Here is a 25,595-nt window from a genome sequence, read left to right as displayed (position 1 = left end):
CGCTTAATCGGTGCTGAAAGGGCTCGGATTCTATTTATTATTTTGTGTTTAGGAGATTTTCATGACTCAACGTGCTCAAGACGCACTACTTTCTTTTAGTCAGCGATACGTTGACGCGTGGCAGCAGCAACACCAAAGCTTACCTCGTAATGAGGAGTTGGTGGACATCGTATCGCCATGCGTAGAAGAAAAGAGTGGCGATGCCGTGTTGTGGAAGCACTATCCACGTGAGCAATTCGCGGATTTCACCAACGTTGAAACCGGTATTGAGTTGACTCTGCATGAAGACATTAAGACTTTCTACGGTGCACAATTCAGCGCAGATATGAACGCGACCTTCGATGGTAACGAATTGACTCTGTTACAGATTTGGAGTGACGAAGACTTCGAATGCCTGCAAGAAAACATTTTAGGTCACCTAGTCACTCAGCGTCGTTTAAAGCTAAAACCAACGGTTTTCATTGCCGCGACCGATGCAGAGCTTGATGTTATCTCTATCTGTAATCTGACGGGTAACGTGATCCTAGAGCGCTTAGGCACCAAAAATCGTGATGTACTAGCAGAGACATTGGCAGAATTTTTAGAAAAGCTACAACCAGCGGTATAAAGTGAATCAAGTGAGCTCTTCTAATGAAGACTTTCTATGATACCAAAAGACTAGGAACGTCAACCTAAGCCTAGGTTGACGATGATATTTACACTATTGGTTAGTTATTGATCCAAAGCTTATAAAAATCACTGTATCCCGACTTGTTTATGTAAAGCCCATTAACTTGTTTCGCTTGAACTACTTCTTCTTGTCCCCAAAAAAGTGGGAGTAAAGAGCTTTCAGAACATAGTTGATTAAACCGCGTGACTAATTGCGGTAGTTGGTCTTCATTTGCTAATTGCTTATGAAGGTCAGATGTGTGTTCTAAAAGTTGTTCATAAGGGTAAATAAATCGAATGGCAGTGCTGGCTAACAGCCATTCATAAAGGCCGAACTCTAGGGGTTGTTCTATAACCTCTTCTACAAATAAGAGATCGGCTTGATCTCTAAGCATTTCTGGTGTGCTCGCATTGGGTAAGATAACGACATCCACGATTATACCTGTCTCGGAAATTTTTTTAATTAACCAGTTAGAAAGGTGCTCAAGATACTTAATTGTCCATTTCGGGTGCGTTAAGACCAACTTTCCACTTAATATAGGTGTCGAAATCGGGTTTATAGAGCATGAAGAAGACTCATTTAGTGTCATCGGGTGTAAGTTTTCACTGGCGCTAAATTGGTTTCGAATTGATTTTAGGTACTTAAAAAGGTTATCGATCGTGTGGGGTGAAATATCACTACTTTCACGCATATTATAAGCTAAGTATGAAAAGGCTTGGATTAGATGCTTTTCTGTTTCGAGGGCTGGATGATTGAAACTTACAAAGTGCTCAAGTTGGCTGCCTTGGTGTGAAAGTGTTATTTCTTGAAGCAATGCGTTTTTAGCAAAGTAATGTGGGTTCTTTCTTAGTACGACCTTATCTTTATCCCAACAAGATAGTGAGAATGGACCGGTACCGATGGGTATATTTCTCTTCTTAGAGAAGGAAAGGTTGCGACTAGTACAAACTGAAGCATTCGCTGTAGCAAGACAATATAGGAAAAGTGGATTTTCACTTTCTAGTTGAATGCAAACGGCTCTTTCAGACTCTGAAAAATAGATATCTTCAACTTGCTTGAATAATAGACTAACTGGACCTTGTGTATTTTTTAGTTCTCTAAGGCTAAAAACCACATCATCTATAGTCAAAGGCAATCCATCATGGCAAATAACTTCTGGTCTGATCCAGAGGTAGATACGTTTGCCATCTACCCTGTAATCATAGGCTAGTTGAGTCTCCAATTTCCCGTGTACATTAACTATGAGTAAGGTGTCGTAAAGACTTCGAGCTATTTGTAGCTCTGAAAACCGGTAAGTCAAAGTTGGATTTAGTTCATTAACCCAGGGATATTGAGTGATCACTAGAGAATTTGATTCTTCTTTATTCCTATTGGATTCAAGCATTGCTTGATTTAAAGCGTTGGCCGCAACTTCTTGATAGGTATGTAGAATCTTAGCAATAACGTCAAAGTTACTTGATTCGATTTCACTGCTAAGGGTCTGATAGATTGCTTGATACATTGAGACTGTTATTTGGATGGTGCTACTTTTTCCTCTCCCTATTCCTGGTTGCCAGAAAATCCAATTGTAATCCCCTAAAATTTTTAGAATGTTGGATGTGTTACGTCGGGAGGTGGCAAACACGTTTTCCAGTTCATCTAAGTTAACCTCATAAAGGACTGAATGATCGTAGTGGCCCAACAATTGGTTTAGCCTGCGAAGGCATGTTTCAGTCATATTTCTATCGCTATATAATGTGTTTGGGCTTTTAAGTAAATCGAGTTCTGTGGATATAGTTGAGCTAATCTAAATATAGAGTTGGGAATATGGTGTACATACGCTATTAACGATGTTGTTATAAGCATTATTTGATGATTCTGGTAATGTATGAAACTTTATTAGTATTATATTGGCGTGAAGTGATTGCTAATGATTGCTAATTTTAACACACCATTATTTCCCTTTTTATTTTCGGGCTAATAATATAACTATTTATAAATAATAGGTGGTTGTTTTTTGGTTGTTATTATAAAGTCTCAATATTGAGACGAGGATGGGATGCACTGCATCCCATCTTATCGTGTTAATGTGCTTTTGGAAGAGTTGTAAATATATTCCACTCTTCTTTTACTTCACCTTTATGCCCTACGACCGTAGCTGTAACCTTTCGATTTAGAGCATGGCTTATTTCATCAATACCTATTGAACTCAGTTGAGTATCACCAAAGCCTACAATCCTTATTCGACTTTCTTTTATGCCCAAATTTATTATTTTGTTACGAACTTGTTTAGCTCTACGTGTCGAAAGAGTCATGTTGTATTGGTGATTTCCGACGTTACTGGCGTAACCTTGAATTTCAATTGCGGTATTCGAATACTGCTTTAAGAAGTTAACCATACCTTTGATTTGCTGATCATAAATTGAATTTATTATATCGGAGTCATTATTGAATAAGATTCGAATAACATATGAATCCTCTGTCTCAACAAGGCTTCCACATCCATCATTGTCTATCTCAGCAAATTGTGGGGTGTCTGGGCAAAGGTCTCTTTCATTGATGACCCCATCACTATCTTGGTCAAACTGGTCTGCAACTTGACTTATAGTCGGGGTTGGGATGTAACTAATTTCATCACTTGCTTGAATGTTGAAAGTAAAAAATAGAAAAGACCAAAAAATGGTTTGTTTGTACATTAGTAATCCACCTTATCTGTCCATTCATTTGGTAAGTTAACTCTCAATGCATTCAATAGGTTGCCTGTAGAAGTAAGGACTCTATATTTAGCGTATTGCTCTGAGTATTTTGCTTCAACGTAACCTTTTCGTGACTCGAAAAGTTCATTTTCAGTATTCAAAAGATCGAGCAAAGTACGTTTGCCTATTAAGTATTGTTTTTCGTAAGCAATTACTGTTTCAGAAGCCGAGTCCACATGATCTGCAAGGAACACTTTTTGTTGAGATGTCATTTCTAAAGCGCTCCAAGAAAGTTGTAGCTCTTCTTTAACTGATCGATATGCTCTTTCTCTTAAATCTTTGGCTTTGTTTAATTGGTAAGCCATTTCTGAGCTCTTTGCTGAATCTCGACCTCCATTATAAAGATTATAATTAAGTCGTATCATCGCTGTTGTTTCATCGCTACTACCTTTTATTCCTCCAGCATCCTCTTTCCAGCTCTGCTTAGCTTCAAAAGAAAGTGTTGGGAAGTAGTTCGATTGGCTTTGTTTATATTGGAATTTTGCAGACTCAACATCCACTTGTGATATTTTAATAACAGGATGAGATTCATAGGCTTGCTCTTGAGCTAGCTCTAACGTTAATGGGATAAAGTTTTTATCGGCTCGAGGAAAAACAAGGGACTGAGGAGCTTCTCCAACAAGGCGTATGAAAGTGGTCTGTGAGTCAATCAAGTTGTTTTCAGCTGCGATTAAATTACTGTGTGCTTTTGCTAGGCGAGCTTCAATTTGCGTGAGATCTGCAGTTGAACTGATACCCGAATCAGTGCGCTTTTTTATGTCCACGTATATTTTTTCGTGTGTTGCGAGATTACTTTCTGATAGAGCGAGAATCTCAAAGCCTTCAATAGTCTCAATATAAACTCTGACTACGTCGAGTGCTGTATTTTGTGCATTCGATAATAGCTGTAGTCGAACTGACTCAGCATCTGCCGAGACACGATCAATATCATTCAGAGTTTTTGAACCATCCCATATCAACTGATTTAGCGTAAGTGATGCTTCTCTACGTGTCATTTCAGTTGATCCGCGAGCGATTTCAGAAGACGGATTAATTGCTTCATATCCTATTCCTGCATCTAAATCCAAACTCGGTTTATAGGCTCCTGTAGATGCATCAATTAAATAGCGTTTGCTTATATATTCATTAAACGCACTTTTAATTTCTGGGTTTGTAGCAAAGGTTTGTGATACCGCTTGCTCTAAAGACTGTGCCCAAGAAGGTAGTGGTAATAAAAGTCCACTGCACAGTAAGCTACAGTAAATTAGCTTCAAGGAAATTCTCCAATTTGTTAATAATATTTAAATCATTATTTGTTTTTATTGATTTAGAATGAATGACCATGCTTAAAGAATGTCATTCAATATTCTTAGGTTATTACTGGCTACAAACTTATTTTTAATCGAAAAATATATGTCACTTCTTCAATTTTGAATGTTTTAATAAAATATTATTGTTTGAATAAAAATAAAACAAATTTAAAACATGAAAATTTAAGCCCATAAAAGTGCGTGTTTTATAGGGGCCGTTTGATGATAAATTACCCAATTATTTTTCTTGTCAATAAATGAGCTTGTTGTGTTGGGTTTGATTGATGAATCTAATCGATGATTTCTAGGGGATATGAGCAGTGGTCGACAGAATGAAGTTAGCAGTAGAAACGTATGTTGTTATAGGTTTAGATGGTAAAATTAAAGTAGTCGAACCTGGGCAGCAGTTGTTTCCTGGTGAAATTATTGTCGAAACGTTTGAAGGCAATAAAGAACCTGAAATTACGTTTGTTGATCAACACGAAAATATTGACATATCACCAGATGTTATTGCGTTATTCAATGCTCTCGAAGACGGCTTAGACCCTACTTTATTAGGGAGTGAATTTGCTACCGCGTCTGGAAATGTCAGTGGCTCTAGTTTGATAACTTCTGGAAGCATTGAAAGATATGGCGTGGAAGTTTTAGCGAAAACGTTCTTTGAGACCAAGGGGGTAAATGAAGCTCAACAAGTCACTTTGAACACTGTTTTGAATTCTTCTATTGATGTTATTTCTGAATCAGTATCCGCTATTATTAGTGGAAGTGATGACGGCGCGGTGCAAGAAGACGTGACGCTGACGACCGGTGGCAACCTCAATGTTGACGATCCGGATTTGGACGAAGCGGTGTTTACCGCGCAGACCGATGTTCAAGATGGTCACTACGGTATCTTCAGTATCGATGCGGACGGTGAGTGGACCTATGTTCTCAACAATGACCACGCGGATGTTCAAGCGCTAGACGCCGACTCTACTCCAATTGTTCGCACCTTCACGGTCGCGACTGCGGATGGCAGCACGCATGAGATTGCAGTGACCATCACGGGCTCAGACGACGCGGCGGTCATCACGCCAAGCAAACCGGGTGATGATACTGGCGCAGTGCAAGAAGACGTGACGCTGACGACCGGCGGCAACCTCAATGTTGACGATCCAGATTTAGACGAAGCGGTGTTTACCGCGCAGACTGATGTTCAAGATGGTCACTACGGCACCTTCAGTATCGATGCGGACGGGGAGTGGACGTACACGCTCAACAATGACCACGCGGATGTCCAAGCTCTGGACGCCGACTCTACTCCAATTGTTCGCACCTTCACGGTATCAACTGCGGATGGCAGCACGCATGAGATTGCAGTGACCATCACGGGCTCCGACGACGCAGCGGTTATCACGCCAAGCATTCCGGGTGATGATAAAGGCGCAGTGCAAGAAGACGTGACGCTGACGACCGGCGGCAACCTCAATGTCGACGACCCGGATTTAGGCGAAGCGGTGTTTACCGCGCAGACCGATGTTCAAGATGGCCACTACGGCACCTTCAGTATCGATGCGGACGGGGAGTGGACGTACACGCTCAACAATGACCACGCGGATGTTCAAGCGCTGGACGCCGACTCGACTCCAATTATTCGCACCTTCACGGTAGAAACTGCGGATGGCAGCACGCATGAGATTGCAGTGACCATCACGGGCTCCGACGACGCGGCGATTATCACGCCAAACATTCCGGGTGATGATAAAGGCGCAGTGCAAGAAGACGTGACGCTGACGACCGGCGGCAACCTTAATGTTGACGATCCAGATTTAGGCGAAGCGGTGTTTACCGCGCAGACCGATGTTCAAGATGGCAATTACGGCACCTTCAGTATCGATGCGGACGGTGAGTGGACGTACACACTCAACAATGACCACGCGGATGTTCAAGCGCTGGACGCCGACTCAGATCCAATCACTCGTACCTTCACGGTAAAAACTGCAGATGGCAGCACGCATGAGATTGCAGTGACCATCACGGGCTCCGACGACGCGGCGGTTATTACCCCAAGTATTCCGGGTGATGATAAAGGCGCAGTGCAAGAAGACGTGACGCTAACGACCGGCGGCTACCTCAATGTCGACGACCCGGATTTAGGCGAAGCGGTGTTTACCGCGCAGACCGATGTTCAAGATGGCCACTACGGCACCTTCAGTATCGATGCGGACGGGGAGTGGACGTACACGCTCAACAATGACCACGCGGATGTTCAAGCGCTGGACGCCGACTCGACTCCAATTATTCGCACCTTCACGGTAGAAACTGCGGATGGCAGCACGCATGAGATTGCAGTGACCATCACGGGCTCCGACGACGCGGCGATTATCACGCCAAACATTCCGGGTGATGATAAAGGCGCAGTGCAAGAAGACGTGACGCTGACGACCGGCGGCAACCTTAATGTTGACGATCCAGATTTAGGCGAAGCGGTGTTTACCGCGCAGACTGATATTCAAGATGGCAATTACGGCACCTTCAGTATCGATGCGGACGGTGAGTGGACGTACACACTCAACAATGACCACGCGGATGTTCAAGCGCTGGACGCCGACTCAGATCCAATCACTCGTACCTTCACGGTAAAAACTGCAGATGGCAGCACGCATGAGATTGCAGTGACCATCACGGGCTCCGACGACGCGGCGGTTATTACCCCAAGTATTCCGGGTGATGATAAAGGCGCAGTGCAAGAAGACGTGACGCTGACCGCGGGCGGCAACCTTAATGTTGACGACCCGGATTTGGACGAAGCGGTGTTTACCGCGCAGACTGATGTTCAAGATGGTCACTACGGCACCTTCAGCATCGATGCGGATGGGGAGTGGACCTATGTGCTCAACAATGACCACGCGGATGTTCAAGCGCTAGATTCAGACTCTACTCCAATTGTTCGCACCTTCACGGTAGAAACTGCGGATGGCAGCACGCATGAGATTGCAGTGACCATCACGGGCTCAGACGACGCGGCAGTTATCACCCCAAGCATTCCGGGTGATGATAAAGGCGCAGTGCAAGAAGACGTGACGCTAACGACCGGCGGCAACCTTAATGTTGACGATCCAGATTTAGGCGAAGCGGTGTTTACCGCGCAGACTGATATTCAAGATGGCAATTACGGCACCTTCAGTATCGATGCGGACGGTGAGTGGACGTACACACTCAACAATGACCACGCGGATGTTCAAGCGCTGGACGCCGACTCAGATCCAATCACTCGTACCTTCACGGTAAAAACTGCAGATGGCAGCACGCATGAGATTGCAGTGACCATCACGGGCTCCGACGACGCGGCGGTTATTACCCCAAGTATTCCGGGTGATGATAAAGGCGCAGTGCAAGAAGACGTGACGCTGACCGCGGGCGGCAACCTTAATGTTGACGACCCGGATTTGGACGAAGCGGTGTTTACCGCGCAGACTGATGTTCAAGATGGTCACTACGGCACCTTCAGCATCGATGCGGATGGGGAGTGGACCTATGTGCTCAACAATGACCACGCGGATGTTCAAGCTCTGGACGCCGACTCTACTCCAATTGTTCGCACCTTCACGGTAGAAACTGCGGATGGCAGCACACATGAGATTGCAGTAACCATCACGGGCTCAGACGACGCAGCGGTTATCACGCCAAGTATTCCGGGTGATGATAAAGGCGCAGTGCAAGAAGACGTGACGCTAACGACTGGTGGCAACCTCAATGTTGACGATCCGGATTTGAACGAAGCGGTGTTTACCGCGCAGAGCGATGTTCAAGATGGCCACTACGGCACCTTCAGTATCGATGCAGACGGTGAGTGGACCTATGTGCTCAACAATGACCACGCGGATGTCCAAGCTCTGGACGCCGACTCTACTCCAATTGTTCGCACCTTCACGGTATCAACTGCGGATGGCAGCACGCATGAGATTGCAGTGACCATCACTGGAACAGACGATAAACCTGAATTTGTCAGTGGCAACAACGACTCGCATGGCCTAAACAGTTTGGGACTCGTTGATGATGATGTTTATTCATTCTCTGTGCCTGAAAATAGCCAAGGTCAAACTGTTGGTCAGGTCGGGGCATTTGATGTCGATAGCGCAAGTCAATTGACCTATTCTCTTAGCAATCATACCGACCTCTTTCAGATTGATGCTGCATCTGGTGAGATTTCATTGAAATCTGGTGTATCACTCAACTACGAAGACAATGAAAGCTACAGTGTAGATGTGCTCGTTGCCGATGAGTCCGGAGAGACAGACACCGCTCAAGTACATATAAAAGTCGGTGACGTTAATGAAGGTCCGACTGCTCTAGATGACAAAGGCATCACGACTGAAACCAAAACATTAGATTCATCGAACTGGATAACCAGCAACGATATCAAAGTCGATGTCTATGTGATTGACAGTGTGACTGGAGAAAAAGTTGCAGATGCAACTCTGGCAGATTACACCGGGGATGGTGACAATAAATACGGTGTGCATTCTGAACTTGATAACCCTTCTGATCGTGTTCAATCTGGCCAAATTGGTTACGATGATGCAACTCAGAAGAGTGAAGCGATGAGTTTCACTTTTGCTAATAATCAACTTGCTAATCATGCACAAGTTGAAGTTAAAAACTTATGGACAGATACAAATAATGGAAGCTGGGAACCGGGTATTGAGCAAGGCGTATGGAAAGCCTATTTTGAGGGTGAATTAATTGCAACAGGCGTATTTGAAGGAAATCGTGGTGGTAGCCAATTAGTTTCTATTGATGCCTCCGGACGCTACTTTGATACGATTGAATTGTCTGCAATTGGCTATAAAGATGGGGTTGTTGACCCTAAAGGTTCCGAATATTTCGTTACTGAAGTGTCTGCTGATTTAACGTCTTTCGATAGTAATTACCACACACACGGAACTGGCCTATTAACTTTAGATGTGCTCACCAATGATAGTGATCCAGAAAACGATGAGTTAACTATTGTTGATTACCCACAGGCGGACTATATAACGCTTCAAAACGGTCAATTTGTTTTTGATGCCGAAAAGTACCTAGATAGCTTACCGTTAACAGAGCAATCATTAAGTGCAGGTGAAGTTAAAACTGTAGAGTTTGAGTACACTATTCAAGATGAGGATGGGTTGCAGGATACAGCCAGCGTCACCGTTACCATAATCGGAGAATCTATTTCACTTGATAATGAATCAGTTACTCTTGAAGAATCTGACTTAGGTGCGAATCAGACCGTATTTGTCGAAGGTGAACTTGATGCAGATCTTGGTTCAGCGGAAGAAGCGGAGTATCGATTCGATAGTACACAAGATCTTTTTGGTTTAACGAGTAACGGTTTGGTAGTCCAGTTTGAACTTTCTCAAGACCAAACAGAATTTAGTGCGTTTACTGAGGTTAATGGTCATCGAGTTGATGTGCTTTCGGCAAAGATTGATCAGGCTACTGGTGAGTATCAAGTATCGCAACATGCGGCACTTGATCATCTAGAACAGGGTAATGATTCATTGATGCTTGAGTTAAATATCACGCTAGATGTCGGTCATCAAGTGGAGCAAGCACAGCTAAATATTGAAGTGGTTGATGTTGTTCCTGAAGCTGGAGTTCATCAACATACGATAAAAGATGTGCAACCTCAGTCTAACTCGGTCGTGATTGCACTAGATGCATCTGACTCTATGAAGGATACCGTTCTGGATTCAAATGGTGTGCAAACGACAAGATGGGATCTAGCACAAACTTCAATAAAAAGTATGTTTGAGAAATACCATGAACTGGGAGATGTGAAGTTCCAAATTGCTACTCACTCTGGTTCTCCAAGCGGTAAAATCTCTAGTTGGATCGAGTCAGAGCAAGACATTACAGATTTCTTTGCTACTGTATCTCCATCTGGTTGGACACCTTATTATGAAGCGATTGAGCAGGTTGAAGACATCGTTTCAGCTGATAGTTTCTCTAGCCAAGTCGCGGGTTCTAATACCCAGTTGTACTTTATCTCTGATGGGCAGCCTTCAGATTTCAGTGGCTGGACTCGTCAAGATTTCTATTCCTCTCAAGCTCGAACAAGCTTAATGGATGACTTAGACCCGGCGCATTTTAGTAGCCAATCACATTATGATGACTTGTTAGCTGGCCGAGTGGCTCCGACAGATGCCGAAGAAAAATTGATTCTAGAATTAGCGATGGAAAATGGAATGTCAGCTAATGGGCATACCTTTAATAATATTTGGGCGCTTGGTATTGGTGATAGTGCTTCTTTGAATTATCTCAAACCAGTGGCGACTAGTTCTGGTTCTGCATTGGTTGTTGACGAGTCAAATGTAGAGAATGTTTTAGTGACTACCGTTCCTGGTGAAGTTCAAAGTGATGTTTTTTCTCAAGTTGGCGGTGAAATTCAATGGGTTAATTCTATTGAAATCAAAGGTGAAAACTACCAGTTTGATAAACAAACAGGCACAGTATCGAAAACGGATGTTAATGGGATATCTTCTCAAGTTTCAGAACATTCTCTGCTTGAAGTAGAAACGAACTTTGGCCAGTTAACGATTAATTTTGAAAATGGTTGGTATGACTATAAAGCGAATAATGTCGATGGTGATCAAAGTGAAAGCTTTGCATTCAAAGTCATTGATGCTGATGGTGATATTGCAACTAACGATATTACAATAAATATCAAAGACGGTGCCCCAGAATTTATTTCTCCAAACGATGAAGATCAGATTCGAGGCTCTGATGGACACGGTTTAGCAACCACCGACACCATTAGATTTGACGTTGCTGAGCATGAGAGCGGAATTTTGGTTGGTAAAGTTGCAGCATTTGACCCTGACAACGATACGATCACTTATACCCTTAAAGGGGATGATAGTGACAAATTCCGCATAGACAGTAATACGGGAGAGATTTGGTTAAAAGATTCAGACGCTTTAGATTTTGATCTTTCTTCAGCTCATGAATTGTTCGTAGAAGCAAGTGATGGCAGCGACTTAGATCAAACTACAGTTACTCTGAATGTCGTTGAAAATAGGGCGCCGGAGAACACAGCAGTAGTTGGTTTTGCTGAAGTAGAAGAGCAACCTATCAATAAGATCACAGTTGTGTTCGATGTTTCTAGCAGTATGACTCGGACTTTTGATGGGACGAATACGTATAGAGATAGTGGCTTACCGGATGAAGTTCTTGCTTCACGTACAGAGTCAAGAGCGTATAAGGCAGCAGAAGCTCTACATGAAATGGTTGAAGATCTAATACAACAAGGTGGAGCTTCAAATAGCTACATTCGCTTGGTTAAATTTGCAGGTGAAACTGAAGAGCAAAGTTGGTTTGAACTTGGTGACGTTCTTGAGATGACACGTCCGCCAGAGCTGAATGGGCGTGAGCTCACGGACATGACTTACCTGACGGATGTCAATAAGTATGTGAATGAGTGGTGCTGGATCGACAATAGAGGAATGAACACCGATTACAATGATGCCTTGGAAGCTGTCATGGCACCAAGTGATAGTTCTAATCGTTTCCCGTGGCAGGATGGCCTAAACGATCAAGGTGAACTGGATTGGGATCTTTTACTTAAAGAGCAGCCAATCGAGAGCCATGATTCTATCTTCTTCATGTCAGATGGAGCTCCGAACCCTAGAGACGGGGCTGTGGTTGCTGATGACCTAAGTGACCGCTGGGAGCAATATGTTCAAGATAACCAAGCTTCTGTTTATGGTATTGGTATTGCGACGCGTGGTGACGAAAATGTTGCGGATGCAATGAATGGCATTACTGATACTGTCGTATATGTAGACTCTGGAGAAAGTTTAGGACAACTGCTTAAACATTACACGCCGGAGCCTATTGCTGGTGAGTTATTGTCGGGTAGTTTCGATCCCGATGGTGATACGCTACAGGTGTCTACTCAAACTAATGACTTTAGATTGATGAATACCGAGTTTATGGGCTTTGATACACCGCCCAATGTGACCTCTTCTGTTGCTAGTGAAAATGGTCTTCTGAGTGTGACAACAGAGTTTGGTGTCTTGGAAGTATACTCAAATGGAAGTTATAACTTTACCCAAGACGAGAACTTTAACTTGTCGAATGGTCAGCAAATAAATATGAATTTTGCTTTTGAGGTTACGGACGGTAAAGGGCAAAACAGTGACAATGTATTTAGTTTAATTCTAACCGAAAAAGGAGCAGTCCCTGTCATTCAAGAGAGTGTGACACTTTCTGGCGATGAGTTGGGTAATACGATTCTTGGTTCTGAAAGTATTGATATACTACTCGGCCAGCAAGGCAGTGATACCTTACATGGTAACCAAGGGGATGACTTTTTACTTGGCGGTGAAGGTGATGATGTACTCATTGGTGGCTTAGGTAATGACATTTTGACGGGGGGAGAGGGCAAAGACGCTTTTGTTTTTGAGCAAGACTCAGTGGATGGTTTGTCACGCGATACTATTACTGATTTCACTTTTGGTGATGACAATATTGACCTCACAGACCTTCTTGACCTGACTGGAGATGATGTTACTAATATGGAAATGCTACTAGAGCATGTTACAGCTTCATTAACTGCGGATAGTAGTATTGAGTTAGCGATCGAAGCGGAATCTGGCCAATCTGTTGCAGTTGAGATGACCAACTTGGATTTATCAGGCTTCGATATGAGCGCTATGACAACATCCAATGAAATTGTAGAGCAGTTGTTCCAACAACAAACTTTTACGTAAAAACGTGGTTTAACTTGTGTTGAACAGAGTAGAAAGCCCATCAATTGGTTTTCTACTTGCCTGAAGATGATATGCGTTTTTAACTGGCTGCTCTAGAGCTCTAGAGCTCTAGAGCTCCAGGCAGTAGGATTAAGCTATAAGCGAATATTTATTTAATTCGGGGTCATCCGTATTATTAAGCTAAGTACAATAGTATAAATAGTCGTTATAATGATGCTATTAATAGAACCACATATAGTAAATAGATGTACGTACTAGAGCTTCAATTTGAGTGTTTTGATAACACAACGGTCAGCGCTGTCGATAAGGCAGTTAATGGCTTGATGGATGCACTTCGTTACAATGGACAAGTGCTAGGCCGTGAGTTTCCAATCGTGATGGGCGACGGCGAATTCTATGTTCGCGTTGTGTGCCCAGAGCAAGACAGCTTGCACCCACGTAATCATTCAGATTTCGTAAAGGTCTGTTTTGAACGCTTATCAGCTGCGAGTTTATTAGCACCTAAGATGCGTCTGCTTGGTCGAGATCTGAACTCAGAAGAAGTGGCAGAAGATGAAACGCCAAGTTGGCAGGTGTTATACACGACATTCGTGCATACCTGTTCGCCGCTGCGTAGTGGCGATAGCTTGTTGCCGATCCCTTTGTACCGCAACCCGCCAACCTTCAATGGTGACCATAAAGCCGTGTTGAAATGGCAGACTGAATGGCAAGCCTGTGATGAAGTACAAATGGGCGGGGGTTGCCGTGCTGAACATGCAACGCTGACCGAGATTAGCGATACCAAAAGCGTATTGTTCAAACGCGGCTGGGGCTTGAGAGGGCGCATTGAGTACCTCACTAAGATCCCAACGTATTACTACTTATACCGTGTGGGCGGCATTAGCTTAAAAGCTGAAAAAGAGCGTAAATGCCCACAATGTGGTGGCGAATGGCTGCTTGATACGCCTATTCACGATATTTTCTATTTCAAGTGTGATGACTGTCGATTGGTGTCAAACATCTCTTGGGATCACCTGAAGTAACCCTTCTGTGGTTATTTAAACGTCGTATTTTAGATATCGGAGTATTGCTTAAGTGCTCCGATATCGATTTCCCCTTTATATCAATCGTTTATCATCTTGTTTTCTTACTCGATTTCGCGACTCACAAGCTATCTTTTCCCAATCTTTATTACTCCCTAATTGTTCGCTACTGTTCCCCCCCAAGTAGGTACAGAACGTGATATTCCCCTCTTTCTGTAGCTCCAACGTATTCATAGAAATAATCCAACACCCATCAACTTTTAGTTACCTCAATAGTTAGCCTGATCACAATAATCAATCAGTTCTCTTTCAATTTATATTCTTCTCAATATAAATGGGATCGATCCCATGGGAATGTTCCCATTTGTAAAAATAACCTGATTCTAGATCTGAAAGGAATGGACGATGAAACTGTTACCTATTGCTGCTGCACTCTCTACTGCTTTACTTGCCCCTAATTTATACGCTGATGAAACCACGCCATTGGAGTTCAATGGTTACATGCGCGGAGGCGTTGGCCTGAGTAATGAAGGCGGCTCAAACAGCAAGTGGGAGGTGAGTAAAGTTGGCCGACTCGGCAACGAAAATGACCTGTATGGTGAGTTTGGTTTTAAGAAAGAGGTGTATGCAGAGGACGACGTTTCATTTTTAGTTGATTCCATGTTGTCGTACTGGCAAGGCCAAGATGAAAACGCGGCGGATAAAAGCGTTGATGTGGTGCAATTGAATGTTCAGGCTGTGGGGCTTTTTGAAGATAAGGACATTGGAATTTGGGCGGGTGAACGTTACTACCAGCGTCATGATGTGCACATCGTTGACAACTACTACTGGGATGTCAGTGGTATTGGTGCTGGTGTTGAACACATCAATATGGGCCCAGGTAAATTATCGGTAGCTTTGATTCAAGACACCGTTACGGGTGATGTATTTGATGGCAAAGAAACCACAGCCATGATTGCAGACGTGCGCTATGCCGGGATTCCACTGTGGAACAATGCGGATCTTGAGGTCGGTATTGATATGAACTTCGCCAATGAAAAACAAGGTCAAACGATCGATGCGGATGACAGCGTAATGTTAACGGCAAGTTTGAATCAAAATCTTACTGGTGGCTTCAACAAAACGATTCTACAGGTTGCTAACTCTGGCTATGCCGAGCAGATGACAACCTTTGGTACCGGTAAGGGCATCGTACGTGATGCAAACAATAATGACGCCGAGGGTTTCCGATTGATTAACTGGGGCGTGCTTGCGATTGGCGAGAACATCGAGTTTGGCCACACAGTACGTTATGCAGCATCAACCGGTGTTGGCGCTAATAACAGTGATGATGATTCTTTCAGTGCGGTAATTCGCCCGCTTTACAAGTGGGACAAGCGTATGCGTACCATTCTTGAAATTGGTGGCTTTGTTGAAACTATCGATAACAAAGATGGGGCGGGTGGTAAATTTACAATCGCTCAGGCCTGGGTTCCACAAGTGGGTTTCTGGTCTCGTCCTGAATTCCGTATCTTTGCGACTTACCTAAACGATGCTGAAAATGACAATGCCTTCGGTGAAGGTAAAAACAGTGAAATGAGCGTTGGTATGCAAGTGGAAGCTTGGTGGTAAGTCGAACTTTCTTGTAAATCATAACCATTAAAAAAGGGGCTGACGTTATGTCAGCCCCTTCGGGTATCTATAGGTTGCTGTCGTTTAGTTGATTACCAACCTTTAACTACGCCACCTTGGAAGATATCAGAAGCTGCGTTGTACACTTCTTCAGTTTGGTAAGCTTTTACGAAGTTCTGTACATTTTCAGCGTTTAGATTTTCTTCACGAGAAACGATTAGGTTTACATATGGAGAGTCTTTGTCTTCAACGAAGATGCCGTCTTTTTGCGGAGTCAGGTTGATAGAGCTCGCGTAAGTTGTGTTGATGATAGACAGTGCAACATCATCAAGAGAACGTGGCAGTTGAGCTGCGTCTAGTTCAACAATCGTTAGGTTCTTAGGGTTACCCACAATGTCACGAACGGTTGCTAGAAGACCAGCGCCTTCACGAAGTTCAAGTAGACCTTGTTGCTCAAGAAGAAGTAGAGAGCGACCTAGGTTTGTAGGGTCGTTTGGTACTGCAATACGAGCGCCGTCTTGGATTTCATCTACAGATTTCACTTCTTTAGAGTAACCTGCAATTGGGTAAACAAACGTGTTACCAGCGATTGTTAGCTTGTAACCACGGTCAGCCACTTGCTGATCTAGGTACGGTGCGTGTTGGAATGCATTGATATCGATAGAACCGTCATCTAGAGCTGCGTTTGGTGTTACGTAATCTGTGAACGTCACTAACTCAACATCTAGGCCGTACTGCTCTTTTGCTACTTTAGCTGCTACTTCTGCAACTTGTGCTTCAGCACCTGCCATTACGCCAACTTTGATTTTAGAAGTATCCACTTCTTTCTCGCCACAACCTGCTAGTACTAGCGCTGAAGCTGCCGCTGCGATAGTCAGTAAACCTTTAAGGCTAAATTTCATAATAATCTCCTTTTAATAAATCTATTTAATTTGGTTCAGACGACTCTTGTCTTAGATAGTTTGCGTTTTAACGCTGAGTCTTTATCTGTGGTCAACGCGGCGAACCAATGAATCACCGATTGATTGAATAATTTGTACAAGCACAATCAACATTACTACTGTCACAGCCATGATGGTCACATCGTAGCGGTGGAATCCGTAACGAATCGCGACATCTCCTAGGCCACCGCCGCCTACAGTTCCGGCCATTGCTGAGTAGCTCACCAGAGTCACTAACGTAATCGTTACTGAGTTGATGATAGTCGGAAGTGCTTCAGGAAGTAGAACCTTATTGATGATTTGTGTTGGTGTTGCGCCCATTGATTGAGCGGCTTCTACTAGACCTGTTGGTACTTCAAGTAGCGCACTTTCGATAAGTCGAGCCACGAATGGGATAGCGCCAATTGTTAGTGGAACAATCGCTGCTGTTGTACCGATGAAGGTACCAATCAACATCTTAGTCAGTGGGATGATTGCAACCATCAGTACTAAGAAGGGCACTGAACGGCCTACGTTGACAACCGCACCAAGAATTTTGTTTAGCTTGGTGTTCTCTAACAGACCACCTTTTTTAGTCGTGTGTAGAATCACGCCTAATGGGATACCGACAGCGAAACCAACGATGCCTGCAACAGCAACCATGTAAAGAGTTTCGCCTGTTGCGCCTAATAGAAGGTTACCGTTAAGGCTGATCCAGTCAGCAATCTCGTTGAAACTAAAGGACATAGCCAAGCACCTCTACTTTTACATTGTTGTCGCGTAGGAATTGGATAGCAGCATTATCGTCTGCTTCATTACCGAACAATTCAGCAACCATCATGCCGAACTTCACGCCGCCGGCGTAATCAAGGTCTGAGCTTAAGATGCTAACGTCGATGTTGAATTTGCGTGCGATTTGCGTCATTAACGGAGCATCGACCGTTGCGCCAGTAAACTCAAGGCGTACCAGTGGATAGCTGCTGTTTACGCGAGTATCTTGCAAACGTGCTTGGTAATCTTCAGGAATCGTTAGATCGAGCGTTGAACGAATGAACTGATGTGCCAGCTCTGTTTTAGGGTGTGCGAATATTTCACCCACAGTGCCTTTCTCTACTAGCTCACCATCACCAATGATCGCGACTTCGTGACAGATGCTTTTAACCACATCCATTTCATGAGTAATCAGTAGGATAGTGATACTCAACTTACGGTTGATTTCACGTAGCAGCTCAAGAATAGATTGAGTCGTTGCTGGATCCAGCGCACTGGTCGCTTCATCACATAGCAGTACTTTTGGGTCTGACGCTAGCGCACGAGCAATCGCGACACGCTGCTTTTGACCGCCACTTAAGTTCGCAGGGTAGGTATCACGCTTATCCGATAGACCAACAAGCTCAAGTAGTTCACTCACTTTCGCTTCAATCGCAGCTTTATCTCTACCAGCAAGCTCTAAAGGCAGTGCTACGTTGTTAAATACAGTACGAGAAGACAGCAGATTGAAGTGTTGGAAGATCATGCCGATGTTACGGCGAGCTTCGCTGAGTTCTGATTTGCTGAGTTTTGTCAGGTCAATACCGTCAACAATCACTTCACCTGAGGTCGGGGCTTCCAACATATTTACACAACGGATCAGGGTACTTTTGCCTGCACCTGAAGAGCCGATAACTCCAAAGATTTGACCTTGAGGTATGTGAAGGTTGATATCGATTAAGGCATTGATTTCTTTAGTGCCTTGATAAAAAACCTTGTTGACTTGATTCACTTTAATCATAGAGAAACCCGTGCAGGTGGAACAGAATAATATGTCGATAGCTCGCTCGATTTACAGACGATGCTATGGTGTTCTATGATCTAAGTCAATAGATATTTTTACGTCTAGACGGCTAAACGTCGATTGTGTTGCTAAGGTAGAAACAAATCGTTAACGAACGCAAAACTAAATAGATAGTGATGAAGCAAATAAAGCGTGTAATAATTAATGATTAATAGAGAGTTGATAGAGAACTGAATTTTGTCTAAACCGGCTGTTTTTTTAGATCGTGATGGTGTGATTAACGTTGATCATGGCTACGTACATGATGAGCATGACTTTGAATACATCGATGGTGTGTTTGAAGCGGCAAAAGCGTTTAAAGATATAGGCTATTTATTGGTACTTGTGACCAACCAATCTGGTATTGCTCGTGGCAAGTTTAGCGAAGATCGTTTTCTTTCTTTGACGCAGTGGATGGATTGGAACTTTGTCGATAATGGCGTTGAGTTAGATGGTATCTATTACTGTCCTCATCACCCTGAACACGGCATTGGCGACTACAAGCAAGATTGTGAATGTCGTAAGCCTAAACCTGGTATGTTCATTTCTGCGCGTGACTTTCTCAAAATTGATATGGCTAACTCTGTCATGATTGGCGATAAAGCTGAAGACATGATGGCCGCAGAAGCCGCTGGTGTTGGTACCAGAGTATTGGTGAGAACCGGTAAACCCGTGACTGAAAAGGGTGAGGCACTTGCCAGTGTCGTGTTAGATAGCATTAAAGATGTACCAGCTTTCCTGAAAGGCTGATACATTTTCCTACCGTTAACAGGCTTACTTATTACGTGGGTTCTAACCAGTCAACTGGGGTGCTAACCCATCAATAAGATATCAGCGCCGTTAACTATATAAAGATGAGGAACGCAGTATGAAAGCATTGTTAGCAGCATCTCTATATACGGTAGTGTTAGTCGGGTGTTCTAAATCCGCGGCGCCTGATGGTGCAGTCTCGGATGATCAATTCGTGACTTATCAATGTGAGTCTGACGCTTCATTTAAGGTCGCTTACCTTGGTAATGAAAAAGCGGTATTACGTTTGCCAGAGAATGAATATCGCCTAACTCAAATAGCGGCAGGTTCAGGAACGAAGTACATCTTAGATGATGGAACCTCTGAACTGATCAATAGCGTCACTTTACGCACTAAAGGTGACAACGCACGTCTAGAACTTGGTCGTGTCGTCTATAAAAATTGCCGAAAGTAAGTCATAGTTAACTTCTAGGATTTACAAACAGTTAAGTGAGGGAATATGCCCTCGCTTTTTCCTCTCTTCCCTTTAACGTTAGACTTTTTATGAGCAAAAAACTCACTATTCTCGATATTGCTAAGCTGTCCGGTGTTGGTAAGTCAACTGTATCTCGCGTTCTGACCAATGATCCAAAAGTGAAACCTGAAACCCGTGAAAGGGTGGAAAGAGTAATTCAAGAATCTGGGTACTCGCCTTCAAAGTCTGCACAGTCTATGCGTGGTGGCAGTCAAAAAGTCATCGGCGTAATCATTTCTCGTCTGGACTCTCCTTCTGAAAACAAAGCGGTAAGTACGATGCTGGCCGAATTGTATCGAGCGGATTACGATGTCGTGATCATGGAAAGTCAGCTTGATAGAGAAAAAGCCAATGAACATCTGCAGGTTCTCAAGCGTCGCAATGTAGACGGCATTATTGTATTCGGTTTTACTGACTGTGATATTCCTGCGATTGAAGCTTGGGAACACAAAGCGGTGGTGATTGCTCTGGATACCGAGAACGTGACGTCGATTAACTATGATAACCAACAGGTGATCAATAGTGCGTTAACGCATTTAGCAGATCAGGGGATCTCTGAGGTTGGCTTCATTGGCGTTGATCCTAGTGATAAATCAACCGGTGAACTGCGTCTTAAGGCTTATCTCGAGTGGTGTGAAAATACAGGTTCAATTGCGAACTATCGTACTGGTCAACTTCATCATGAAAGCGCTTATCAGTTGGTGGATGAGGTGCTTGCTCCTGCGACTCAAGCGATTGTCTGTGCAAGTGATACACTGGCTCTTGGCGTAATCAAACGTCTGCAAGAGTTACAACGTGAAGATGTGGTGGTGACTGGCGTTGGTGGCAATGATCTTCTCTCCTTCTTGTTCCCTCGAGTATTTAGCATTGATCCTGGATATCAATCTGCGGGGAAATTGGCCGCTAATCTATTGATCTCTCAGCTTTTAGGCAATGCAGAGATCTCTCATCACACTCAATCTCCTATTCTATAATCCATTCAATCAAGCGAAATTGAACCGCTTAGATTAAAATTAGAGTGTGATCTCTTTCAATTAATGGGACTGTTCCCATTTTAATTTATTATTCATGAAGGCATTATAATACCTGTGATTGGGAATGTTCCCATTAATCTAAATCGAGTGGTTATAGCTGCATGGTTTAGAAGAGTAATTGAATGAAACCAGGGTGGGGTAGTATGAGTAAGATAGCGAAGCAAGACGTTGCGCGTCTTATCGAGTTAGTCGGTGGCAAAGAGAATATTGCGAGTGTCAGCCATTGTCTAACTCGACTGCGTTTTGTATTGAACGATACGGAACAAGCGAACAAAGCAGAATTAGAGAAGCTTAAACTGGTAAAAGGCTGCTTTACGAACGCAGGTCAATTCCAAGTCGTGATTGGCACCGAGGTTGATGAGGTGTACGCACTTCTGATTGAGCAAACCGGTAAAGATGCATCATCAAAAGATGAGGCGAAGTTGGCTGCTCGTCAAAATATGAACTTCCTTGAGCGTGGTATCTCCCATTTAGCCGAAATTTTCGTACCACTGCTGCCTGCCATTATTACGGGTGGTTTGATTCTTGGTTTCCGTAATGTGATTGGCGACATTCGCATGTTCGACGGCAAAACCTTAGTTGAAATCAGCCAGTTCTGGGCAACCGTTCACTCTTTCTTATGGTTGATTGGCGAAGCTATTTTCTTCTTCTTACCGGTTGGTGTGTGTTGGGCAACGGTTAAGAAACTCGGCGGAACGCCAATTCTGGGTATCACACTCGGTGTGACCTTGGTTTCTCCACAGTTGATGAACGCTTACATGATAGGTAAATCGGTACCTGAGGTGTGGGACTTTGGTCTGTTCGTGATAGAGAAAGTCGGTTATCAGGCTCAGGTGATCCCTGCGATGTTAGCGGGTGTGGCTCTGGCCTTCATCGAGACCAACCTTAAGCGCATTGTTCCTTCTTATCTGTACCTGGTTGTCGTGCCATTTGTCTCGATCATCTTGTCTGTGATTCTAGCGCACGCCTTTATTGGCCCATTCGGTCGTATGTTAGGCGATGGTGTGGCATTCGCGGCTAAAGTGGCAATGACTGGTGACTTCGCGATTCTTGGTTCAGTGGTCTTTGGCTTCCTATACGCACCTTTGGTTATTACAGGTATTCACCACACAACCAACGCTGTGGATCTACAACTGATGCAAGACTTAGGTGGCACACCAATCTGGCCTTTGATTGCGCTATCAAACATTGCACAAGCTTCAGCGGTTGTAGGCATCATCATTTTGAGTAAGCGCGAAGGCGAACGAGACATCTCAGTACCAGCTGCAATCTCAGCGTACCTAGGTGTGACGGAACCTGCGATGTACGGCATCAACCTTAAATACAAATTCCCAATGCTGAGCGCAATGATTGGTAGTGCTGTTGCAGCCGCGATTTGTGGCAGCGCAGGTGTGATGGCGAATGGCATCGGTGTCGGCGGCTTGCCGGGCATCCTATCGATTCAACCTCAATATTGGTCGATTTACTTAGTCGCGATGCTGGTGGCGATTGTACTGCCGATAACGCTGACATTGTTCTTCTATAAACGAGCACAGATGAAAGGCGAGCTAGAAACCGCCAACGCGTAATGCATTTAACAAGCGATGACTTCAAGTAAGTCATCGCTTTTTCTCTTATTTATAGCTTTTTCTTTTAGTTATAACGGCTATTCGACCATGATTCACATGGTGATTTTTATTTTATATTTTCTGGTAAGTGAGTGTTAGAGATGGCGATGACTGAACATGATGAAAGCTGGTGGAAAACCGCAACCATCTATCAAATCTACCCAAAGAGCTTTTGTGACAGTGGCAGTAAAGGTACTGGCGATATTAAAGGGATCATTTCGAAACTGGATTACCTCAAAAACTTGAGCGTGGATGCGATTTGGCTAACCCCTGTTTACGCATCTCCTATGATCGATAATGGCTACGATATTTCAGACTACTACGCGATTAATCCTCAATTCGGCACCATGGAAGACTTCGACTTATTGCTGTCTGAAGCGCACCAACGTGGCATTCGCATCGTGATGGATATCGTGGTAAACCACACTTCGACAGAGCATGCATGGTTTCAATCTGCTTTGGGCGACAAAAACAGCCCGTACCGCGATTATTACATCTGGAAAGATCCAGTAGCTGGCCAAGCACCAACGAACTGGCAGTCTAAGTTCGGTGGTAATGCATGGGAATTAGATGAGGCGACAGGGCAATACTTCCTACACTTATTCGCCAAAGAACAGGCTGATTTGAACTGGGAGAACCCAGTTGTACGTGAAGAAGTGAAAGACGTTATCAGCTTCTGGGCAGAGAAGGGCGTCGATGGTTTCCGCCTTGATGTCATTAACCTGATTTCGAAGCAGCAAGACTTCCCTAATGATGATATTGGTGATGGTCGTCGTTTCTATACCGATGGCCCACGTGTGCACGAATATCTAAAAGAGATCAGCGAAGCGGTATTCCAGAAATACGGTAGCGTGACCGTAGGTGAGATGTCTTCAACCACGTTGGAGCATTGTCAGCAATATTCAAACGTTGATAACAGCGAGCTATCGATGGTGTTTAACTTCCACCACCTTAAGGTCGATTACACCAATGGTGAGAAATGGACCAACGCTCCCTTCGATTTCTTACAGCTCAAGTCGATCTTTAACCACTGGCAAGCTGGCTTGAACGGAAAAGGTTGGGGTGCACTATTCTGGTGTAACCACGACCAACCAAGAGTCGTGAGCCGCTTAGGTAACGATCAACAATATCGCGTTGAATCAGCCAAGATGCTTGCTGCGTCAGTTCATATGATGCAAGGCACGCCGTATATCTATCAAGGTGAAGAGATTGGTATGACCAACCCGGGTTACACCGAGATCAGCCAGTATCGTGATGTAGAGAGTACCAATATGTACGACATCATGGTGAATCGTGATGGTGTTACTCATGAAGATATGATGGCGATTTTAGCGCAAAAATCTCGTGATAACTCTCGTACACCAATGCAATGGAACAGTGAGCCTTACGCTGGCTTTTCGCTATCACAGCCATGGTTAGATGTTGCGAATAACTACACTGAGATCAATGCTGAGCAAGCGCTTGAAGATAAAGACTCGGTCTTCTATTTCTATAAGAGTTTGATTGAATTGCGTAAAGAAGTGCCGGTGATTACTCATGGTCGCTATCAAGACCTACTGCCTGAGCATCCATCCATTTTTGCGTATGTTCGTGAGAGTGAAGGACAAACTCTGCTGTGCATTAACAACTATTATGGTGAAGAGGCTGAATGCGTTTTACCTGAACGTTTTGAGATGGCGAAGGCTAAGAGCTTGTTGTCTAATTATCAAGTGAGCGAGAGTTTAGTGGCGTCTCATCACCAAGTGCTACGACCTTACGAGACTCGTATTCTCTTGATTGAAGATTAGCCTCGTTACTATTTCAATAAACCTAATTCTCAGTTCCCCCTAAAGATTTAGGTTTGAACAAAGGCTTTGGAGTGCTCCCAAAGCCTTTTTTATTGTTTGCGGTTAGCTCACGGTTAAGCTTAGGTTTAGTGAATCTAAGTCCAGGCTAGCTAATTGAGGTCAGTATCGCTGCTGATTCTTCAATAGTAGATTGCTCTACAGACATCAATTCAATCTGTTCAATTAAGCCGATGCTTGGGTTGAACCAGCGCTCTGATGATGTGCCAAATTCTGCGGAATCCATGCCTTCACAGTTGATGTTGTAGGTGTTTTTCTCTGTTAGGTTCGCAGCTTCGATCGATTTAGCAGAGATATTGAAACTCTTACGCACGCCTGTTTCTTCAATCTGTTGTTGCCATGTGACTCGGCATGATGCATCAGTTGGAAGGCTTGCTACCCACGAATGGTCTTCAAAATCATTCAGCAAGTTAGCGACAGCTTCGCCATCTAACGTCACTTGTAATGAAACGGTTTCCTCACTGATATCAATGATTGGGTTACTCTCTTTTACGTCAGCACCCTTTAAACGGAAAAGTGGACTGCTTTGCATGACGGTTGTGATGTATTGGCTACCAATAAAGTAGGCATTGGTGATCTCGTGTAAACTGCGGTCGGGGCCTGCAAAATAAATACTGCCGTCTTCTTGGGTACCTTCAACATTTGTGATGATGTCTTCAGAAACATAAAATTCGGTGATGCCGCCGTAATTGATGAGGTCATTGATAACTTGAACGACCGCTTCATTGCCGGCCTCTTCTTGTAACCCTGCAATAATGAGCTCACCGCTTAAAGGAGTGAAGTTCATTGTCATCACGCCTTCAGTCTGACCATCTTTGGTAAACGAGTAGCCCAATGTTGTTTCTGGTTTAGGGGAAAATGCAGAGCTCGCAATCGGGTAATCAACCTGACTGCTTGGACCTTTATTACCATCTGTAGAACCAGAAGAAGAGCCGCCGCCGCCACAACCATAGAGAGCAAAGAGAGAGGTCGCTAGCAGCGTCATTGTTTTTTTCATGTTGAACATTCCTAAAGTTGGAAGCCCTTGGTGGGCCCGATGTTTTTAGGAATGTTATTGTTTGAAGAGTAA

General features: G+C 43.9%; 16 protein-coding genes. 9 read left to right on the top strand and 7 right to left on the bottom strand.

What is annotated here, in order from left to right:
* Positions 1-61: 61 nt before the first annotated feature.
* The gene (gene syd / locus M4S28_RS13810) at positions 62-607 is read left to right on the top strand and encodes a SecY-interacting protein (RefSeq protein WP_017089736.1); all 546 of its coding nucleotides are present in this window, start codon (positions 62-64) and stop codon (positions 605-607) included.
* Positions 608-707: 100 nt separating this feature from the next.
* Here the strand turns inward: syd and M4S28_RS13805 are convergent, their stop codons facing one another.
* The 3 genes from M4S28_RS13805 to M4S28_RS13795 all read right to left on the bottom strand — a co-directional run bounded on the left by M4S28_RS13805 (position 708) and on the right by M4S28_RS13795 (position 4,637).
* Positions 708-2,366, bottom strand: a complete 1,659-nt coding sequence (locus tag M4S28_RS13805; RefSeq protein ID WP_249631973.1) for an ABC transporter substrate-binding protein — start codon at positions 2,364-2,366, stop codon at positions 708-710.
* 346 nt (positions 2,367-2,712) lie between these two features.
* Entirely contained in the window at positions 2,713-3,324 is a 612-nt protein-coding gene (locus M4S28_RS13800) for an OmpA family protein (protein ID WP_102444378.1), read from the bottom strand.
* On the bottom strand, positions 3,324-4,637 hold the full coding sequence (locus tag M4S28_RS13795; protein ID WP_249631972.1) for a TolC family outer membrane protein: 1,314 nt from the start codon (positions 4,635-4,637) through the stop codon (positions 3,324-3,326). The genes M4S28_RS13800 and M4S28_RS13795 overlap by 1 nt, the downstream gene beginning before the upstream one ends.
* Positions 4,638-5,005: 368 nt before the next feature.
* Between M4S28_RS13795 and M4S28_RS13790 the strand changes: the two genes are divergently transcribed.
* The 3 genes from M4S28_RS13790 (at position 5,006) to M4S28_RS13780 (ending at position 16,044) form a co-directional block, all read left to right on the top strand.
* Positions 5,006-13,411, top strand: a complete 8,406-nt coding sequence (locus M4S28_RS13790; RefSeq protein ID WP_249631971.1) for a VCBS domain-containing protein — start codon at positions 5,006-5,008, stop codon at positions 13,409-13,411.
* A 245-nt stretch (positions 13,412-13,656) separates the two neighbouring features.
* A complete protein-coding gene (locus M4S28_RS13785; protein ID WP_017079382.1) occupies positions 13,657-14,433 on the top strand; it encodes a Zn-ribbon-containing protein in 777 nt (258 codons plus the stop codon).
* Between the two features lie 405 nt (positions 14,434-14,838).
* Entirely contained in the window at positions 14,839-16,044 is a 1,206-nt protein-coding gene (locus tag M4S28_RS13780) for a carbohydrate porin (protein WP_004734370.1), read from the top strand.
* A 92-nt stretch (positions 16,045-16,136) separates the two neighbouring features.
* Here the strand turns inward: M4S28_RS13780 and M4S28_RS13775 are convergent, their stop codons facing one another.
* From M4S28_RS13775 to metN, 3 genes are all read right to left on the bottom strand, one after another.
* Positions 16,137-16,946, bottom strand: coding sequence for a MetQ/NlpA family lipoprotein (locus M4S28_RS13775; protein ID WP_004734371.1), 810 nt, complete (start codon positions 16,944-16,946; stop codon positions 16,137-16,139).
* 81 nt (positions 16,947-17,027) lie between these two features.
* Positions 17,028-17,711, bottom strand: a complete 684-nt coding sequence (locus M4S28_RS13770; protein ID WP_004734372.1) for a methionine ABC transporter permease — start codon at positions 17,709-17,711, stop codon at positions 17,028-17,030.
* Positions 17,701-18,735, bottom strand: a complete 1,035-nt coding sequence (metN, locus tag M4S28_RS13765) for a methionine ABC transporter ATP-binding protein MetN (protein WP_004734373.1) — start codon at positions 18,733-18,735, stop codon at positions 17,701-17,703. Before metN ends, M4S28_RS13770 begins: the two co-directional genes overlap by 11 nt.
* A 240-nt stretch (positions 18,736-18,975) precedes the next feature.
* Here metN and gmhB point away from each other — a divergent pair, with 240 nt between their 5' ends.
* The 5 genes from gmhB (at position 18,976) to treC (ending at position 24,469) form a co-directional block, all read left to right on the top strand.
* Entirely contained in the window at positions 18,976-19,527 is a 552-nt protein-coding gene (gene gmhB / locus M4S28_RS13760; protein WP_249631970.1) for a D-glycero-beta-D-manno-heptose 1,7-bisphosphate 7-phosphatase, read from the top strand.
* 118 nt (positions 19,528-19,645) lie between these two features.
* Positions 19,646-19,981: an MliC family protein gene (locus tag M4S28_RS13755; protein ID WP_249631969.1), complete on the top strand. Its 336-nt coding sequence runs from the start codon at positions 19,646-19,648 to the stop codon at positions 19,979-19,981.
* Positions 19,982-20,070: 89 nt separating this feature from the next.
* Positions 20,071-21,015: a trehalose operon repressor TreR gene (treR, locus tag M4S28_RS13750; protein ID WP_004734376.1), complete on the top strand. Its 945-nt coding sequence runs from the start codon at positions 20,071-20,073 to the stop codon at positions 21,013-21,015.
* Between the two features lie 203 nt (positions 21,016-21,218).
* Positions 21,219-22,643, top strand: coding sequence for a PTS trehalose transporter subunit IIBC (treB, locus tag M4S28_RS13745; RefSeq protein ID WP_102447363.1), 1,425 nt, complete (start codon positions 21,219-21,221; stop codon positions 22,641-22,643).
* A gap of 140 nt (positions 22,644-22,783) precedes the next feature.
* On the top strand, positions 22,784-24,469 hold the full coding sequence (gene treC, locus M4S28_RS13740) for an alpha,alpha-phosphotrehalase (RefSeq protein WP_249631968.1): 1,686 nt from the start codon (positions 22,784-22,786) through the stop codon (positions 24,467-24,469).
* 145 nt (positions 24,470-24,614) lie between these two features.
* Here the strand turns inward: treC and M4S28_RS13735 are convergent, their stop codons facing one another.
* Complete coding sequence (locus M4S28_RS13735; protein ID WP_249631967.1) at positions 24,615-25,523, bottom strand: hypothetical protein; 909 nt, start codon at positions 25,521-25,523, stop codon at positions 24,615-24,617.
* Positions 25,524-25,595 lie beyond the last annotated feature (72 nt).

Origin of the sequence: Vibrio sp. J383 (assembly GCF_023503985.1) — a bacterium.
GTDB classification, from domain to species: Bacteria; Pseudomonadota; Gammaproteobacteria; order Enterobacterales; family Vibrionaceae; genus Vibrio; species Vibrio splendidus.
Note: the sequence above shows the minus strand (reverse complement) of the source record. Positions and strands in the feature narration are given on the sequence as shown.

Excerpts from the sequence above, each read along its gene's own strand:
- syd (WP_017089736.1), top strand. The coding sequence starts at position 62 with ATGACTCAACGTGCTCAAGACGCACTACTTTCTTTTAGTCAGCGATAC.
- M4S28_RS13805 (WP_249631973.1), bottom strand. The coding sequence starts at position 2,366 with ATGACTGAAACATGCCTTCGCAGGCTAAACCAATTGTTGGGCCACTAC.
- M4S28_RS13800 (WP_102444378.1), bottom strand. The coding sequence starts at position 3,324 with ATGTACAAACAAACCATTTTTTGGTCTTTTCTATTTTTTACTTTCAAC.
- M4S28_RS13790 (WP_249631971.1), top strand. The coding sequence starts at position 5,006 with ATGAAGTTAGCAGTAGAAACGTATGTTGTTATAGGTTTAGATGGTAAA.
- M4S28_RS13785 (WP_017079382.1), top strand. The coding sequence starts at position 13,657 with ATGTACGTACTAGAGCTTCAATTTGAGTGTTTTGATAACACAACGGTC.
- M4S28_RS13780 (WP_004734370.1), top strand. The coding sequence starts at position 14,839 with ATGAAACTGTTACCTATTGCTGCTGCACTCTCTACTGCTTTACTTGCC.
- M4S28_RS13775 (WP_004734371.1), bottom strand. The coding sequence starts at position 16,946 with ATGAAATTTAGCCTTAAAGGTTTACTGACTATCGCAGCGGCAGCTTCA.
- M4S28_RS13770 (WP_004734372.1), bottom strand. The coding sequence starts at position 17,711 with ATGTCCTTTAGTTTCAACGAGATTGCTGACTGGATCAGCCTTAACGGT.
- metN (WP_004734373.1), bottom strand. The coding sequence starts at position 18,735 with ATGATTAAAGTGAATCAAGTCAACAAGGTTTTTTATCAAGGCACTAAA.
- M4S28_RS13755 (WP_249631969.1), top strand. The coding sequence starts at position 19,646 with ATGAAAGCATTGTTAGCAGCATCTCTATATACGGTAGTGTTAGTCGGG.
- treR (WP_004734376.1), top strand. The coding sequence starts at position 20,071 with ATGAGCAAAAAACTCACTATTCTCGATATTGCTAAGCTGTCCGGTGTT.
- treB (WP_102447363.1), top strand. The coding sequence starts at position 21,219 with ATGAGTAAGATAGCGAAGCAAGACGTTGCGCGTCTTATCGAGTTAGTC.
- treC (WP_249631968.1), top strand. The coding sequence starts at position 22,784 with ATGGCGATGACTGAACATGATGAAAGCTGGTGGAAAACCGCAACCATC.
- M4S28_RS13735 (WP_249631967.1), bottom strand. The coding sequence starts at position 25,523 with ATGAAAAAAACAATGACGCTGCTAGCGACCTCTCTCTTTGCTCTCTAT.